16 protein-coding genes are annotated in these 15,391 nt (G+C 43.6%); 10 read left to right on the forward strand and 6 right to left on the reverse strand.

The features are described from left to right. Nucleotides 1-157: 157 nt before the first annotated feature. Complete coding sequence (locus tag LG330_RS06520; RefSeq protein ID WP_404408404.1) at nt 158-1,327, reverse strand: MFS transporter; 1,170 nt, start codon at nt 1,325-1,327, stop codon at nt 158-160. Nucleotides 1,328-1,433: 106 nt separating this feature from the next. On the opposite strand from LG330_RS06520, the gene LG330_RS06525 reads away from it, so the two are divergent. Continuing rightward, nucleotides 1,434-1,814: an OsmC family protein gene (locus LG330_RS06525; RefSeq protein ID WP_404408406.1), complete on the forward strand. Its 381-nt coding sequence runs from the start codon at nt 1,434-1,436 to the stop codon at nt 1,812-1,814. Nucleotides 1,815-2,023: 209 nt separating this feature from the next. On the opposite strand, the gene LG330_RS06530 is transcribed toward LG330_RS06525, so the two are convergent. Together LG330_RS06530 and yfkAB are read right to left on the reverse strand one after the other, a co-directional pair. Beyond that, complete coding sequence (locus tag LG330_RS06530) at nt 2,024-2,176, reverse strand: hypothetical protein (RefSeq protein WP_404408408.1); 153 nt, start codon at nt 2,174-2,176, stop codon at nt 2,024-2,026. A 90-nt stretch (nt 2,177-2,266) separates the two neighbouring features. Then, nucleotides 2,267-3,388 (reverse strand): radical SAM/CxCxxxxC motif protein YfkAB, encoded by a 1,122-nt coding sequence (gene yfkAB, locus LG330_RS06535; RefSeq protein WP_404408410.1) that lies wholly within the window; start codon nt 3,386-3,388, stop codon nt 2,267-2,269. Between the two features lie 132 nt (nt 3,389-3,520). On the opposite strand from yfkAB, the gene LG330_RS06540 reads away from it, so the two are divergent. The 6 genes from LG330_RS06540 to LG330_RS06565 all read left to right on the forward strand — a co-directional run bounded on the left by LG330_RS06540 (nt 3,521) and on the right by LG330_RS06565 (nt 10,388). Further along, nucleotides 3,521-3,709: an SE1561 family protein gene (locus LG330_RS06540; RefSeq protein WP_039808085.1), complete on the forward strand. Its 189-nt coding sequence runs from the start codon at nt 3,521-3,523 to the stop codon at nt 3,707-3,709. 557 nt (nt 3,710-4,266) lie between these two features. Then, on the forward strand, nt 4,267-5,802 hold the full coding sequence (locus LG330_RS06545; protein ID WP_404408412.1) for a fumarate hydratase: 1,536 nt from the start codon (nt 4,267-4,269) through the stop codon (nt 5,800-5,802). An 88-nt stretch (nt 5,803-5,890) separates the two neighbouring features. Next, nucleotides 5,891-6,655 carry a delta-lactam-biosynthetic de-N-acetylase gene (pdaA, locus tag LG330_RS06550; protein WP_404408414.1) on the forward strand — a complete coding sequence of 255 codons (765 nt, stop codon included), beginning with the start codon at nt 5,891-5,893 and terminating at the stop codon, nt 6,653-6,655. A gap of 67 nt (nt 6,656-6,722) precedes the next feature. Further along, complete coding sequence (locus LG330_RS06555; protein WP_404409528.1) at nt 6,723-7,589, forward strand: DNA-3-methyladenine glycosylase family protein; 867 nt, start codon at nt 6,723-6,725, stop codon at nt 7,587-7,589. A gap of 4 nt (nt 7,590-7,593) precedes the next feature. Beyond that, a complete protein-coding gene (gene rlmD, locus LG330_RS06560) occupies nt 7,594-8,964 on the forward strand; it encodes a 23S rRNA (uracil(1939)-C(5))-methyltransferase RlmD (protein WP_404408416.1) in 1,371 nt (456 codons plus the stop codon). Nucleotides 8,965-8,996: 32 nt separating this feature from the next. After that, nucleotides 8,997-10,388 carry an aldehyde dehydrogenase gene (locus tag LG330_RS06565; RefSeq protein WP_404408418.1) on the forward strand — a complete coding sequence of 464 codons (1,392 nt, stop codon included), beginning with the start codon at nt 8,997-8,999 and terminating at the stop codon, nt 10,386-10,388. Nucleotides 10,389-10,815: 427 nt separating this feature from the next. Here LG330_RS06565 and LG330_RS06570 read toward each other — a convergent pair whose 3' ends face one another. After that, on the reverse strand, nt 10,816-11,721 hold the full coding sequence (locus tag LG330_RS06570) for a TIGR01777 family oxidoreductase (RefSeq protein WP_404408420.1): 906 nt from the start codon (nt 11,719-11,721) through the stop codon (nt 10,816-10,818). Nucleotides 11,722-11,883: 162 nt separating this feature from the next. Between LG330_RS06570 and recX the strand changes: the two genes are divergently transcribed. Next, a complete protein-coding gene (gene recX, locus LG330_RS06575) occupies nt 11,884-12,687 on the forward strand; it encodes a recombination regulator RecX (RefSeq protein ID WP_404408422.1) in 804 nt (267 codons plus the stop codon). A 40-nt stretch (nt 12,688-12,727) separates the two neighbouring features. Here the strand turns inward: recX and LG330_RS06580 are convergent, their stop codons facing one another. Beyond that, complete coding sequence (locus LG330_RS06580) at nt 12,728-13,387, reverse strand: SDR family NAD(P)-dependent oxidoreductase (protein WP_404408424.1); 660 nt, start codon at nt 13,385-13,387, stop codon at nt 12,728-12,730. 94 nt (nt 13,388-13,481) lie between these two features. Here LG330_RS06580 and LG330_RS06585 point away from each other — a divergent pair, with 94 nt between their 5' ends. Both LG330_RS06585 and LG330_RS06590 read left to right on the forward strand, forming a co-directional pair. Next, nucleotides 13,482-13,817 (forward strand): YfhH family protein, encoded by a 336-nt coding sequence (locus tag LG330_RS06585; RefSeq protein ID WP_404408426.1) that lies wholly within the window; start codon nt 13,482-13,484, stop codon nt 13,815-13,817. Next, nucleotides 13,814-14,077 carry a YfhJ family protein gene (locus LG330_RS06590; RefSeq protein ID WP_404408428.1) on the forward strand — a complete coding sequence of 88 codons (264 nt, stop codon included), beginning with the start codon at nt 13,814-13,816 and terminating at the stop codon, nt 14,075-14,077. Before LG330_RS06585 ends, LG330_RS06590 begins: the two co-directional genes overlap by 4 nt. A 222-nt stretch (nt 14,078-14,299) precedes the next feature. Here LG330_RS06590 and LG330_RS06595 read toward each other — a convergent pair whose 3' ends face one another. Next, nucleotides 14,300-15,283 carry a metal-dependent hydrolase gene (locus LG330_RS06595; protein ID WP_404408430.1) on the reverse strand — a complete coding sequence of 328 codons (984 nt, stop codon included), beginning with the start codon at nt 15,281-15,283 and terminating at the stop codon, nt 14,300-14,302. Nucleotides 15,284-15,391: the final 108 nt, after the last annotated feature.

Raw genomic sequence — 15,391 nt, forward strand, 5'->3', positions numbered from 1 at the left:
ACGCTCCTATGCGTATTGAGAAAGATAATCGAAATCAATACCCTTAAAAAGCAGTGAATGCTGCTGTCACAGGACAGCAGCATTGCAAAACAGTTGGTATGAAATTGTGTGTTGTTTTTCTTTTATTATACCATTTGCAGCAAAAGATAGGTAGATATTAACTTTCTGCAAATCTGTTGCGGATAGAGAATGCAACCAGACATAAACCAATGGTGACTAGCAGTATAGAGATGAAATAAAAGAATCCTTCAGTGAAAAATTCAATAATGAGCCCGCCGATCGCAGGACCGCCAATACTGCCAATACTGAATGCCACGCCACACATAATATTTCCTGCAGGTAGCAGGTGTTTTGGCAGCAGGTCAGTCATATAACTGATCCCGAGTGAAAATGTTGATCCTGTTGCCATACCGGCTGTGAAAAATGCAAGCGTCAGCCATAATGGAGAAGAACCGGCAAGCCCTGCCAATATAAAGCAGACAGCACCAGCAAATAATACACTCATTAAAATGCGGTGACGTCCATATTTATCGCTCAGCATCCCAAGCGGCAGCTGAAATACGATCGCCCCGATTGAAAAAGCAGGAAGAATATAAGCAATTGCACCCGCCTCAATTCCGTTTCTCAGGGCATAGATCGGGAAGTTCCCGTGTAAGCTTGCTTCCAGAAATCCATAGCTGAGGGGCGGAAGAAAAGCAACCCAGGCATATTGCCAGACCTGACTGAACCGTTTCATCGTCCCTAAAAAAGAAGTGGATTCTCCACCGCCATGATCCGGAAAATCATTCCTTAGTAAAAATACAAATCCCCATGTGATAAATGTGAGAATCCCTGAGAAGACAAATGGCAGTGTCGGATTGATTTCCACAAGTGAACTCATTGCAGGTCCAATTGCAAAGCCAAATGAGAAAAATAATCCATACACCGCAATATTTCTTCCCCGGCGGTGAGCTTCAGAAAACGAAGTAATCCACGTCTGGGTAGAAAAATGCAGCATATTATCCCCGATTCCAATGAGCAGTCTGAGCACAAACCAAAACCAGAATGACTGCCATAAAGGAAATGCGAGCAGTGAAAGCCCAACGATCAGTCCACCGACCACAATCATCGGCTTATACCCAAATCGTCTGAGCGGAGCCTCCATTAATGGAGAAGCAATCAGAATACCTATGTAAATCCCTGTGGCGTGCAGGCCGTTCATTGCAGATGAAACACCCTGCTGTTCAAAAATAATCGCGATCAAAGGAAGCAGCATCCCCTGAGAAAATCCGGAGATTGCAACAATCCCAACTAATATCCAAAAACGAGTTCTTGCTGAAACACCCATGTTAAAACTCCTGACTGAGGTAAATTCATAAGCAAAATAATCGAGTTACATTAAAGACAACGCTATAATCTTACTATAATATTTATATAGAAAGAAGGAGATCCTCATGGAATTTAAAATGAAAGAAGGCGGATTTACAGCTGACCTTGAATACGGAGAGCTTCATATTTCCGGAAATGAAGAGTACGGATTCCGTCCATATCAGCTGCTTGTATCATCTGTAGCGGTCTGCAGCGGGGGCGTGTTACGTAAGGTGCTTGAAAGAATGCGTATGGAATTTACTGATATTAAAGTAAATACTGAGGTTGAGCGAAATGAGAAAGAAGCTAACCGTGTAGAAAAAATCCATATGCATTTTACGATTACAGGAGATCTGAAAGAAGAGAAGGTTAAAAAAGCACTGGAAGTAACCCGCAGAAACTGTTCAATGGTTCAGTCGGTAAAGGATAGTATTGAGATTACAGAGAGCTTTGAAATAAAGGCATAATAAAACCCGGTTTATTCTTTATGTAAAAGAGTAAACCGGGTTTTATGGTATTCGTGTTTTTATCATACTTTCCATATATACGCACTTTTTATTTCACAAGCGCTTCTCATCACTCTCCTTTACAAAAGGTTTTGTCAGAATGATCTGAAGCAGCCCCCCTTTATTGAATGTATATGTAGTATAGCATGATTTTTAAATAGTGTAAATATTCAAAATAGATAATTAATTAAAAAGTACCGGAAACTGATAGGATCCGGTACTTTGGATTTATTATTCAGATAGTTGAGCGGCGAGTGGCAGATGATTGAAGCTTCAGCCGGACGCTTTCCGTGGCCGGGCGGTGAGCCAGCAGACTGCGCCATGCTCTGTCTCACCTGTCTCTTCCTGCCACAGGAGTCGCCGGCTTACGCTTCAATCATCTGCTGTGCAAATATAATATTTGAAAATAAATTTTATTTGCTTAGCAAAGCCCTCCTCTTTGTAAAGTCAGCGTTTTTATAATACATGTCTTTCACCAGTAAATTTGGACCGAGGCAACTGACTGCAGGGCAGTGGCAGTTGATGCTTTTGGCATCTTCTGTTGTCATCCATTTACTGAAGACATCAGGCAGGCTGTCCTGCTGGATGTTGCCAAGAGGGGGTGTATTGTTAAAGTCCGTAACGATGACATCCCCGGTAAATACACTGACATTCAGTCGGGAGCGGCCATCAGGATCGTTTCGTACAGTTACATTTTTCTCGCTGTAAAGTCGCTTTAACAGTTCACGGTCTTTTTCAGAAGTGCTGCACGCATAAAAAGGAAGCGTGCCAAACAGCATCCACGTATCCTGATCACGGATTGAAAGCAGGTGTTCAATTGCTTCCCGCGTTTCTTCTAACGTCAGCGTTTCCAGTGATTCAGCAAAGTTTGAAGGGTACATTGGGTGTATTTCATGCCGTGCACATTTCATATCGGCTACAACTTCACGGTGAATCCGCTCGATATGCGGCAGCGTCTTTTTGTTCAGCATCGTTTCAGCTGACACCATCACACCAGCTTCACTTAACGCCCGGCTGTTATCGATCATTTTTTTGAAAAGTGTCTCCCGCTGCGCTTCAGAGGGCTTTCGTTCCATCCGGGCAAAGCCTGTATGAATAAACTCTTCAACTGTTCCCCAATTATGTGAAATATGTAATACATCAAGATAAGGAATGATCGGCTCATACCGCTTCAGGTCAATGGTCAGGTTTGAATTCATCTGTGTCCTTACGCCTCTTTCGTGCGCGTATTTCATAAGTGGAAGCACTGTGTTTTCAACTGACTTTTTCGACAGCATCGGCTCACCGCCTGTAATGCTGAGCGTTCTGAGGTGTTCAATTTCATCCAGACGCTTTAAAATTAAGTTCATATCGAGCGTTTCAGGATCTTTATTCGAAAGGCTGTAACCAACTGCACAATGGGCACATCTCATATTGCAAAGCGTAGTAGTTGTAAATTCTATATTAGACAGCGTCATTTTACCGAATTGCTTCATATCTTCATAAGCTTCCCATGGATCATAGGAAGTTGTAATTGGTTGCCTGGTTATTGTCATGTTAAAATCTCCTTTTCATTAACTATGTCAGTATGAAAATAAAGCGGCGGGAAGTCAATGAATATTCAGCGAAAGTTGCAGAAATAAGTGGAATCCGTTACGATAAGGACGGATTTGAAAGGAGTGAGAGGCATGGGTAATGCTATTCACGATAATGACTCGCAGGTGCTATACCTGAAGCAGCGTTTATCAATGTTTTTAGAAGTGCTGGAATCCGTAGATGCAGAAAGTACTGATCTTGAAGATATCGATCGTATGATTCAGATGCTTGATGATTTGGAATTGAAGGTACAGCAGTTTAAAAAAGACGATAACGAATAATAAGCAGGCCTGCGGGTCTGTTTTTTTATTTGGAGAGTGCACGATTCACCGTTGATTTCCGCGGAAGGCACTCGCTTTCCGCGGCCGGTCCGGTGAGCCTCCTCATCGCTTCGCGCCTGCGGGGTCTCACCAGGCCCTTCCCGCCGCAGGAGTCTCGCACCTTCCGCTCCAATCAACTTAGAAAGTAGTTGAGAAATCATCAAACTCAGCAGGCAAAGTCCAATACTCGAATTGGGTGTATTTTCCATTAAAATAAAATTATCTAGGAAATGAAGAATAGTTACTTTAAATGAATGTATCTAACTACATATTAGTCTCATAGTTGAGTGAAGCGGAAGGGGGCGACTCCGGCGGGATGTGACGGACAGCTGAGACCCCGGAAGCCGCAGGCTGAGGAGGCTCAGCGCCGTCCCCGCGGAAAGCGTCCCCCTGAAGCGCAGCTCAACGGTTACAGAAATCCAAATCGATTCCGAAAACGTTTACAAACACCCTTTCCTTCAATAAAGCACCGGGTTATAATAAATTCGTTGAGTTTTGGGAGAGGGGATTACATAAGAATGAACATTGAAGCATTAGAGGATAGTTTATACGAACTGATTGTTGAGACTTCAACAAACCTGCCAAAGGACGTACGCCGGGCGATTTGCAAAGCAAAGGCGCAGGAAAATGCAGGGACGCGTGCAGCGATGAGTCTTGCAACCATCACACAAAATATCCAGATGGCTGACGAGAAAGTATCGCCAATCTGTCAGGACACAGGCCTTCCGACATTTAAAATTAAAACACCTGTTGGCGTTAATCAGCTTGAGATTTCTGCAGCGATTAAACGGGCAATGGTGCGCGCGACGAATGATGGAAAGATGCGTCCAAACTCAGTGGATTCAATTACAGGTGAAAACAGCGGTGACAACCTTGGTGAAGGACTGCCTGTCATTAAGTATGAACAGTGGGAAAAAGACGACATTGATATCCGACTGATTTTAAAAGGTGGCGGCTGTGAAAATAAAAATATTCAGTACAGCCTTCCGTGTGAACTTGATGGCTTAGGCAGAGCGGGTCGCGACCTGGATGGCATCCGCAAATGTATTATGCATTCTGTCTATCAGGCACAGGGGCAGGGCTGCAGCGCAGGATTTATTGGTGTAGGAATCGGGGGAGATCGCTCTTCAGGATACGATCTTGCAAAAGCACAGCTGTTCCGTTCATCTGAAGATGTGAATCCGAATGAAGACCTGAGAAAGCTTGAAGAGTATGTGATGGACCATGCAAATGAACTTGGAATTGGCACAATGGGCTTTGGCGGCGAAACGACTTTACTTGGCTGCAAGGTTGGCGTGATGCACCGTATTCCTGCAAGCTTCTTTGTATCCGTTGCGTATAATTGCTGGGCATTCAGACGCCTGGGCATCACAGTGGGTGCTGATAGCGGTGAAATTCAGGAATGGCTTTATCAGGAAGGCGAGAAGATCTCTTTTGATGATGGTCAGGCAGAAACTCCTGATGAAAAGCCTGAGGTTGTCAGACTGACTGCACCAATTTCAGAAGAACAGATCCGTACGCTGAAAGTAGGAGATGTCGTCCAGATTGACGGCATGATGTATACAGGCCGTGATGCGATTCACAAATATCTGAGTGATCATGATGCCCCGGTTGACCTTGATGGTCAGGTGATCTATCACTGCGGACCAGTCTTGCTGAAGGATAATGAAGGAAAGTGGCACGTGAAAGCAGCAGGTCCGACTACTTCTATTCGTGAAGAGCCGTACCAGGGTGATATTATGAAAAAGTTCGGTATCCGTGCAGTGATCGGTAAAGGCGGTATGGGACCAAAAACACTGAAGGCACTTGAAGAGCACGGCGGCGTTTATTTAAATGCCATCGGCGGTGCAGCGCAGTATTACGCTGACTGTATCCAGGGTGTAGAAGGTGTTGACCTGATGCAATTTGGTGTGCCTGAAGCGATGTGGCACCTGCGCGTAAAAGGTTTTACTGCAGTTGTCACGATGGATTCACATGGAAACAGCCTGCATAAAGACGTTGACCAGTCCTCACTTGAGAAGCTGTCACGTTTTAAGGAACCCGTATTTAGATAATAACTGAAGCACTCACATCTATGTGGGTGCTTTTGCTATGTATGTCACTAACCAATCTGCACAATTTAATAAAAGAAAGGAGGCAGAAATGAAAACATTTTATTCAATTACAGCAGCACTGTTTTTATTCATCGGGTTTACACTTTCAGCTCATGCTGAGACCCACCACTGGGGATTCAAACGTTCAGTGGGTGGTGAGCAGGCTGATGCAGGTGCAATGTATAATGACCTGTTAGAAAAGCACGGTGCTTTCTATAAAGGGTCCCCGGAAAAGAAAATTGTATACTTCACCTTTGATAATGGTTTTGAAAATGGGTATACAGAGAAAATTCTTGATGTATTAAAAGAAGAGAAAGTACCGGCGACATTCTTTTTAACGGGACACTATTTGGAGAGTGCAGCCCCTTTGGTGAAAAGAATGGTCGATGACGGTCACATTATCGGAAACCACTCATGGGGACATCCTAATTTTTCAACACTCAGTGAAGAGCAGATGAAAGAAGAGTGGGCTAAGGTCAAAAAGAAAACGGAAGAATTAACAGGCCAGAAGGAAATGAAATATGTCAGACCACCAGAAGGTGTATTTAATGAGCTTTCAATGAAGGTTGCTAATGATGAAGGCTACACACATGTTTTCTGGTCACTGGCGTTTGTGGACTGGTACCACGAAAAGCCTCAGGGAGCGGATTATGCCTACAATGAAATCATGAAGCAGCTGCACCCCGGGGCGGTTATTTTACTGCATACAGTATCGCCGGATAATGCCGGTGCACTCCAGCGTGTGATTCAGGATATGAAAAAGCAGGGGTACAAGTTCGAAACGCTTGATCACCTGACTAAGAACCAATCCTAAAACGGGCAGCAGCCCGTTTTTTTCATGTCTGCGTGTTATAATCAGAAGAAAAAAAGGCGTGAAACTGATGTGGCAGCAGGAAATCAATGTACAGGGTCCTTACGATTTTGAGCGTGTACTCGACCGTATGAGTCTGGATCCGCTTGTCTCAATGGACAAAGCGGCACTCCGGCTCTCCCTTCCATTTGAGGGAGCGGATAAACAGGCAGTACATATTACATTCACAGGCAGCAGGACAGAGCCAACTTTTAAAATTGAGGGACAATCTGATCAGCAGGCAGCGACCCGGTTCGTTCAGCGTGTGCTGCAGCTCGAGCGGGGGCTCCATGATATTCATGAGCATTTTAAAGGCTCTACTTTAAAAACTATCTTTGAGGAGCATGCGGGAACACCGCTTGTACTTGAACCATCTCCATATAGCTGTCTGCTGAAAAGCGTGATTCATCAGCAGTTGAATATGTCATTTGCGGCTACGCTTACTGAACGCTTTGTTAAGACTTTTGGTGAACAGGTGGATAACGTGTGGTTTTATCCTGATCCGGAAATAGTTGCAGCCATACCAATTGAGCGCTTGAGAGACATGCAGTTCAGTCAGCGGAAGGCTGAATATTTAATTGGCATCGGTGAGAGGTTGTCTTCAGGGGAGATGAATCTTACAGCGCTGAGTGAAAAAGAGGATGAAGAAGTCATTAAAGAATTAGTAAAGATCAGAGGAATTGGCCCCTGGACCGCTCAGAGTGTGCTATTATTTGGGTTTGGCAGAATGGATATCTTTTTGCCGGCTGATATCGGGATTCAAAATGCATTGAAAAAGCATTTTCAATTAGATGAAAAGCCTGCTTTAGATGAAATGGAGAAATGGCAGCAGGACTGGCGTCCGTATTCAAGCTATGCCTCCCTTTATTTATGGCGGAGCATTGAAACAGGGAAGTGACAAGATGAACCAAATAGATATAGAAATAAAACAGGAATTTCCACTGACGATCAAACGTCTCGGTATTAACGGGGAAGGCGTCGGTTATTTTAAAAAGCAGGTTGTCTTTGTCCCGGGCGCACTGCCAGGGGAAGAAATTGTTGCAGAAGTAACTGATGTAAAACCAAAGTTTGCAACAGCAAAAATAAAAACCATCAGAAAAGAATCACCTGAGCGTGTTCAGGCGCCGTGTCCCGTCTATGAGGCGTGTGGAGGGTGCCAGCTGCAGCATGTTACTTATTCAGAACAGCTTAAGTTTAAAAAGGACCTGATTCATCAGGCGCTTGAAAGACATGCAAAAGATCTTGCCGGTACAATTGACGTAAAAGATACGATTGGAATGGATGACCCTTGGCGTTACCGTAATAAGAGTCAGTTCCAGACGGCTAAGCAGGGTAAAAAAGTCATTGCCGGTCTTTACAGCATGAACTCACACGAACTTGTTGATATCAAGGAATGTATTGTTCAGCGTAAAGAAACGAATAAAGCAACACAGGTCGTTAGAAAACAGCTTGAGAAGCTTGATATTCCAATTTACAATGAACGCACGAAAAAGGGCTGTGTCAGAACGATTGTGACGCGTGTCGGTATTCATACAGGTGAAGTGCAGATCGTCATCGTCACTGCAGGTGAAGAATTACCGAACAAAGAAAAGCTGATTACTCAGCTTGAAAATAAAATGCCTGAAGTAAAATCTATTATGCAAAACATTAACCCGACTTCAACCTCAATGATTTTTGGAAAGAAAACAGTGAAGCTTTCAGGAAAGCCGACAATTGAAGAGAAGCTTGAGGAGTATACTTATCATTTGTCAGCGAGAGCCTTTTTCCAGCTGAATCCGGTTCAGACTGTAAAGCTATATGATGAAGTGAAAAAAGCAGCTGCACTGACAGGGAAAGAAAAGATTGTAGACGCCTACTGCGGGTCAGGCACGATTGGTCTGTGGCTGTCAGATGGCGCTTCAGAAATCCGTGGCATGGATGTGATTAAGGAATCTATTATTGATGCACGTCAGAATGCACAGAACCACGGCGTGAAGAAGTATGATTACCAGGTGGGAACAGCAGAAGAATGGATGTTCAAATGGAAGAAGGAAGGCTTTAAACCGGACGTTGTCGTCGTTGATCCGCCTAGAACCGGATGCGATGACAAGCTGCTGGATACGATTCTTTCACTTAAGCCTAAAACGTTTGTATACACATCATGCAACCCATCGACGCTGGCAAAAGATTTGAAGAGACTGTCAGGACAGTATAAAATTGAATCTATTCAGCCAGTCGATATGTTTCCTCAAACAAGCCAGGTTGAAAGTGTCACAAAGCTTGTATTGAAGTGAAGCTGATTCCTGCTGGAAAAGGAGGAACAATAGTGGATATTCAAACAAACGAAGATGTTCAGAAAATCATTGATCGGCAGAAAACCTTTTTTCAAAGTGGTGTTACAAAAGATGTGAAGTTTCGCATCAGTCAGTTAAAAAGACTGCAGCGTGTGATTAAAGAACATGAACAGGACATTTTGAATGCTTTAAACAAAGACCTTGGCAAAAATGAATTTGAAGGGTATGTCACTGAAATCGGATTTACCCTGAAAGGTATTAAAACAATGCTTAAAAATGTAAAACAGTGGGCAGAAACTGAAAAAGTGAAAACCCCTGTTTTTCAAATGCCTTCTAAAAGCTTTATTATAAAGGAACCATACGGCAGTGTGTTGATTATCGGGCCGTTTAATTATCCGTTTCAGCTTTTAGTTGAACCGTTAATCGGTGCGATGGCTGCCGGTAACTGTGCTGTGCTGAAGCCGTCTGAAAGTACGCCTGAAACAGCCAAAGTTGTAAAGAAGATGATTGAAGATAACTTCGATCCTGCTTATCTTTCAGTGGTGAAAGGTGAGAAGGAAGAGACATCACTGTTAATCAATGCACCATTTGATTATATGTTCTTTACAGGAAGTGTACCTGTCGGGAAAATTGTAATGGAGGCAGCATCAAAAAATCTAGTGCCTCACACACTTGAGCTTGGCGGCAAGAGCCCGACTATTGTAGATGAAACAGCAGATCTTAATAAAGCTGCACGCAGAATTATGTGGGGTAAGCTGATTAATTCTGGTCAGACTTGCATTGCGCCGGATTATCTTGTCGTGCATGAATCCGTGAAGGATCAGCTGGTTGAAAAGTTAAAAGAAACTGTTCAGAAATTTTACGGACAGGATATTCAGCAAAACGATGAATACGGCCGCATTGTAAATGAAAAGCATTTTGATCGTCTGCAGGATATCATCAAGCGTGATCAGGATCTGATTGTATACGGTGGAAATACTGACCGTGATGATAAATTTATCGAACCAACTATTCTTGCTGGCGCTGACTGGTCGTCTGCTGCGATGGAAGATGAAATTTTCGGACCTGTGCTTCCGGTGTTGACTTATACAAATCTTGACGATGCAATTAACATGATTAACGAGCACCCGAAGCCGCTGGCGCTTTATGTGTTTACTGAAAACAGTCATACAGAAAACCAGGTGCTTGGCCGGATTTCATTTGGCGGCGGCTGTGTGAATGATACGCTGAGCCATGTGTCGAATGAGAATCTGCCGTTTGGCGGTGTTGGGCATTCGGGTGTGAATGCGTATCATGGAAAGCACAGCTTTGATACGTTTACGCACCGGAAGAGTATGATGAAGAAGAGCACGAAGGTGGATGTGAAGCTTGCATTCCCGCCTTATAAGACGAGTCTGGATACGATTAAGAAGCTGCTAGGTTAAACATTAGTATTCAGTTTGAACCGCAACGCCTTTCCGGCCAGGACTTCGCTTTCCGCGGACGAACGCTCGAGCCTCCTCAGGCAGAAAACCACTGCCTTCCGGGGTCTCTCCCGCACGTTTTTCCGCAGGAGTCTTCGTCCTGTCCTCCAAGGCGTTGCTAAAGTTACAACTTATATTAGCATGGTATTTGTACTGGAATGATTTTTATAAAAGCTAAACTTCTTGCATTACAATGCTATCGACTTTTAGGTTAATGATTAAAACTCAGTGTAGCGGAGCGTAAGGCGGCGACTCCGGGACGAATAGAGGGAAGCTAAGACCCCGCAGCCGAAGGCGAGGAGGCTTAGCAACCTCCGTCCGGAAAGCGTCCGCCTGAAGCGCAGTGAAACGATTAAAGAGGTCGAGACAAATGTCTCAACCTCTTTTTTTACTTACCATAAATTTCTTTCAAAGCATCATGCAGTAACGGGTATTTGAATGTAAATCCTTGTTCTTCAAGTACTTTTGGTATGACTTTATTTCCTTCAAGCACAAGTGAGCTTTTGTCTCCGAGTGCGACTTTCAGGGCAAAGCCTGGTACCGGCATCCAGTGTGGGCGGTTTAAGACGGTGCCGACTGTTTTGCCGAAGTCTTTCATTTTCATCGGGTTAGGCGCGGTTACGTTAACCGGTCCTTCGAGCGTTTTGTCTTCAATGGCGTGCCAGACGGCCCTTGCCACATCTTCATGATGGACCCATGAGAGCCATTGTCTTCCTGACCCTACAGTACCGCCGGCCATCATCTTATAAGGAAGAACGATGTTAGGAAGTGCCCCATCATCTTTTCCAAGGATGATACCAAAGCGTGCACATACGACTCTGACGCCTTCGTCTTCAGCAAGCTTTGCTTTATGCTCCCAGTCAATGACTGTTTCAGCCAGGAAATCATCCCCTCTTTCATTAGAGGATTCAGTATAAATCTTCGTTTCTGATGATGGGTAAATGCCGATCGCACTGGCATTGACCAGTACAGACGGGGTTTCGTCAAACGCACGGATCAGTCTGAGAATCTCATCTGTCGCTTCCATCCGGCTGTCATAGATTTTCTTCTTTTGCTTATCGCTCCATCTGCCATTATTAATTGATTCACCTGCAAGGTTGATGACTGCATCGATTTTAGGCAGTTCTTTTTCAGGTGCAGCACCGTCTGAGAGCCACTTGATATATGTGACATGCGGCTGGTTCTTCTTGTCAGTATTTCTGGTTAGGATAAATACATCATGTCCTTTTTCAGTCAGCAATTTTGTGATGGATTTACCTGCAAAGCCGGTTCCTCCGCTTAATAATATATTCATCTAAATCCCTCCAGCACTGTTAATAAATACTCTTTCAACTTTCATACCCTGAATCCCTTCTTTACATGTGTGGCGGGGTGTAATAATGTGCTTTTATCTTTCTGAACCTGCGCACAGCGTTATTCAGAAAAATATGATATTGTTTGGTTGGAGGTGTTTCTCATGCCCGTTATTACAAAGATCACAAAGCAAAAGCGAAATGAAGAACGCTATAATATATTTCTTGATGGTAAGTATGCATTTAGTGTGGATGAAGCAGTGATGGTGCAGTACCAGCTTCAGAAAAATAAAGAAATTGATGATTTTGATATAGGTGAAATAGAATATGAGGATCAGATCCGTAAAGGGTTCAATAAGGCACTTGTATACTTGAGTTACCGGATGCGGTCTGAAAAAGAAATTGCTGACTATTTACTCGAACATGAAATGGGAGAAGCGGCGATTGATGAGACGCTCCATAAACTGAGACGCTACGGCTACGTGAATGATGAAGCATTTGCAAAAGCGTTTATCAATACAAAGGTGAACACAACTGATAAAGGCCCTCTTCAGATCAAAACAGGCTTAAAAGAAAAAGGCATTTCAAATGAGATCATTGAGGCTTTGATGAGTGAGAGGGAAGCTGAACAATGGAAGGAGCGGGCGGCAGCGATTATGGATAAGGTCATTAAGAAAAATCCTAAGCTGTCACCACTGCAGATTAAAAAGAAGACGCAGGATACGCTCGCTAGAAAAGGATACAGTGGTCAGACGGTATCTGCAGTACTTGCCGATTTGTCTGTGGAAAGGAACGAAGATGAACAGAAAACCGCTGTTCTGTCTCAGGCAACAAAAGCACATAACAAATATGCGCGTAAGTTCGAAGGCTTTGAATATGAGCAGAAAATGAAGCAGGCCCTTTACCGTAAAGGTTTTACAATGGATGAGATTGAGTGGGCGATTGAAGAACTGAGAGAAGAGGATTAAAACCGGCTGATCCCCATAAAAGTGACCAGCCGCGTTTTGATCAGGTTGCCTGGATTTCATCCTGATCCATCTGATGATAGATTCTTTCAGCAATTTCTTTTGGCGCAGGGAGTCTGTCAGGGTCTGAAACATAATGATTATGATCCCAAAATGGTGTATTCATTCCACCCATATAAGCTCTCACTACGCGGATGCCATCTTCTGCAACCTCTTTTGCCAGGCTTTCAGAATAGCCTCTGAACGCATATTTTGAAGCGACATAGCCGGTTTCATTTACTTTTCCTTTTTGCGCGGCTGTAGAAAGAATATTTAAGATAATGCCGCTCTGCTTCTTTTTCATATCAGACAGCAGCATATTCGTTAACAGCATTGGACCAATTGCATTGATATGCATCATTTCGTTCAGCTGATCGTAGCTTAAGTTCTCAGCTTTTCCAAAATGTCCAACACCTGCATTGTTTACAAGCAGATCCGGCAGCAGCTTCTTCTCTGACAGCTGTTCATAAAGCTTTTGAATAGAAGAAGGTTCCGCTACGTCAGCAGTTAATACAGTACTTTCAGATAGTGATGATGCCACATCTTCAAGCTTATCAGCAGTTCTGCCAACGAGTACAACGTGATAATCCTGCCCGAACAGCAGTGCAAGTTCTTTTCCGAGACCGGACCCTGCTCCGGTAATTAAAGCAATTTTTTTAGACATATCAATTCTCCTTTTAACCGATTATATACAAAATCCTACCACAATCAGTGATTTTGTTCAGCGCGTCTATTATAATGCTCATGAGGTGTTAAACATGTCCACAGAAAAAAGATACAGTACATTGACTGAACACGAGCTGAAACAGGAAATTGCGCAGCTCAAAGAAAAAGCACGTAAAGCAGAAGCGCTTGGAATTGTGAATGAATTCGCCGTGCTGGAAAGAAAAGCGATTATGGCTGAAGCCTATCTGTTAAATCCAAAAGACTTTAAAAAGCAGGAAGTCTATGCGATTAAAAATGACCCGGGTAAATACTTCAAAATTGATTACCTGAACGGTGTATTTGCATGGGGCTACAGGCTTGGCGGGGAAAGGCAGCTTGAAGCACTGCCAATCTCCCTGCTTGAAAATAAAAAAGGAGGTCAATCATGAGTGAGGAAAGACAGGCATTAATTGAGAAACTCAGGTTGAAGGATCCGGCACTTTCTGAAGAAAAAGCAGGTATGCTCATTGATCTTTTGAGAGAAGATTTTGAGGCAACGTATGCCAAAGCCGGATATGAATATCAGGGAGAAGAAATGTCCAAGAGAATCGTTGAACAATGGATTGACAACTATGGCGACAGAATCAGTGAAGTCGCAGCCATGAACGAAAAGTATGCAGCGATTTTGAAGAATGATGATATTCATTAACAAAAAATTTCATAAGAAAAAGCTAAAAAATATTAGAATCAGAAGAACTGAATTTAAAGTCCAGAGTGCAGCACAGCGTAAGGCGGCGACTCCAGGACGAATAGAGGGAAGCTGAGACCCCACAGCCGAAGGCGAGGAGGCTCAGCAACCTCCGTCCGGAAAGCGTCCGCCTGAAGCGGAGCGAAACGATTAAGAGCCTGAGACAATGTCCCAGGCTCTTACCTATTCATTCGGCAGTATATCCAGTTTCTTCTGCAGCTTTTCTTCACTGAAAATCCAGCCCGTATAAGAGCTTTGAATGTCTAAATCCTTATCCATCTGAACAACTGCCACAAATGGATAGTGATCATTACTACGGTATCTCAAATCAATAAACCTTACCTCGTACTGATCATCACCTTCACTCAGCTCCCAGCGGTACAGTGGTGAGAATGACAGGAAGGCTGATACGTTGCGATCAGTTTTCGCTTTCTGGAAAATCTCATTATCAGGAATGGATTTTTTCTTGAATTTATCATAGATGGTAATGGATCTTCCGTATGCACGTCCTACATAAAAGTGCTCTTTTGTTTCTGCAGCGATTCGCCATTGGTAAAAGCGGATCGTAGGTGCGATAATGACATTATCTGCTTTTGGAATCGTATTTTTAATGGAATGCCGGACAGCCGACTGGAGCATGAACCGGACAATATAGTAACCGACGATCACCGTATACATAATCAGGAAAGTCGGTACCGGATTTGCACCAAATCCCCAGATAATGAGTCCTATAATATGAATGCCGAAAATAATCGGGTCAAATGTATTAATCACACCAAGCGCTACCCATCTTGATGAAAATGGACGAAGCGCCTGTGTACCGTAGCTGTTGAAAATATCAACAAACACATGCAGGAACACTGCAAGAAACGTCCATAGCCATAAATGAAGCAGGTTCGCTTCAGGGAAGAATGGATAGATCGCTGCAGTAATAGCGATTGGCCAGAGCATCACAGCCGGGACTGAGTGAGTAATCCCGCGATGGTGTCTAATATAAACAGCATTATTACGCAGCTTCAGTACAGTATCAGCATCAGGTGCCTGTGAGCCGATGACTGCTGCAATTAATACACTTTGGGCAGTAGCAGGATCGTTTGCAACGACCGGATCAATGGCAGCCAGACCACCGATTGCAAAGCCCATTACAATATGCGTACCAGTATCCAATTTGCAACTCCTCCTTTACGTCCCAGTTTTTTTATTATGTCGCATTTCAATTATATATTGCAAGAAACGATCTGCCTATCAATAGACTATTCCCTTGATTTTAAGTGA

It is taken from the genome of Jeotgalibacillus malaysiensis (assembly GCF_044789845.1).
Classification (GTDB): Bacteria; Bacillota; Bacilli; order Bacillales; family Jeotgalibacillaceae; genus Jeotgalibacillus; species Jeotgalibacillus malaysiensis_A.

What these genes read in the sequence shown, in the direction of transcription:
- recX (WP_404408422.1), top strand. Translation starts at nt 11,884, where the DNA reads ATGCCCGTTATTACAAAGATCACAAAGCAAAAGCGAAATGAAGAACGC.
- LG330_RS06555 (WP_404409528.1), top strand. Translation starts at nt 6,723, where the DNA reads ATGTGGCAGCAGGAAATCAATGTACAGGGTCCTTACGATTTTGAGCGT.
- LG330_RS06545 (WP_404408412.1), top strand. Translation starts at nt 4,267, where the DNA reads ATGAACATTGAAGCATTAGAGGATAGTTTATACGAACTGATTGTTGAG.
- LG330_RS06540 (WP_039808085.1), top strand. Translation starts at nt 3,521, where the DNA reads ATGGGTAATGCTATTCACGATAATGACTCGCAGGTGCTATACCTGAAG.
- LG330_RS06570 (WP_404408420.1), bottom strand. Translation starts at nt 11,721, where the DNA reads ATGAATATATTATTAAGCGGAGGAACCGGCTTTGCAGGTAAATCCATC.
- rlmD (WP_404408416.1), top strand. Translation starts at nt 7,594, where the DNA reads ATGAACCAAATAGATATAGAAATAAAACAGGAATTTCCACTGACGATC.
- yfkAB (WP_404408410.1), bottom strand. Translation starts at nt 3,388, where the DNA reads ATGACAATAACCAGGCAACCAATTACAACTTCCTATGATCCATGGGAA.
- LG330_RS06525 (WP_404408406.1), top strand. Translation starts at nt 1,434, where the DNA reads ATGGAATTTAAAATGAAAGAAGGCGGATTTACAGCTGACCTTGAATAC.
- LG330_RS06590 (WP_404408428.1), top strand. Translation starts at nt 13,814, where the DNA reads ATGAGTGAGGAAAGACAGGCATTAATTGAGAAACTCAGGTTGAAGGAT.
- LG330_RS06520 (WP_404408404.1), bottom strand. Translation starts at nt 1,327, where the DNA reads ATGGGTGTTTCAGCAAGAACTCGTTTTTGGATATTAGTTGGGATTGTT.
- LG330_RS06530 (WP_404408408.1), bottom strand. Translation starts at nt 2,176, where the DNA reads ATGGCGCAGTCTGCTGGCTCACCGCCCGGCCACGGAAAGCGTCCGGCT.
- pdaA (WP_404408414.1), top strand. Translation starts at nt 5,891, where the DNA reads ATGAAAACATTTTATTCAATTACAGCAGCACTGTTTTTATTCATCGGG.
- LG330_RS06585 (WP_404408426.1), top strand. Translation starts at nt 13,482, where the DNA reads ATGTCCACAGAAAAAAGATACAGTACATTGACTGAACACGAGCTGAAA.
- LG330_RS06580 (WP_404408424.1), bottom strand. Translation starts at nt 13,387, where the DNA reads ATGTCTAAAAAAATTGCTTTAATTACCGGAGCAGGGTCCGGTCTCGGA.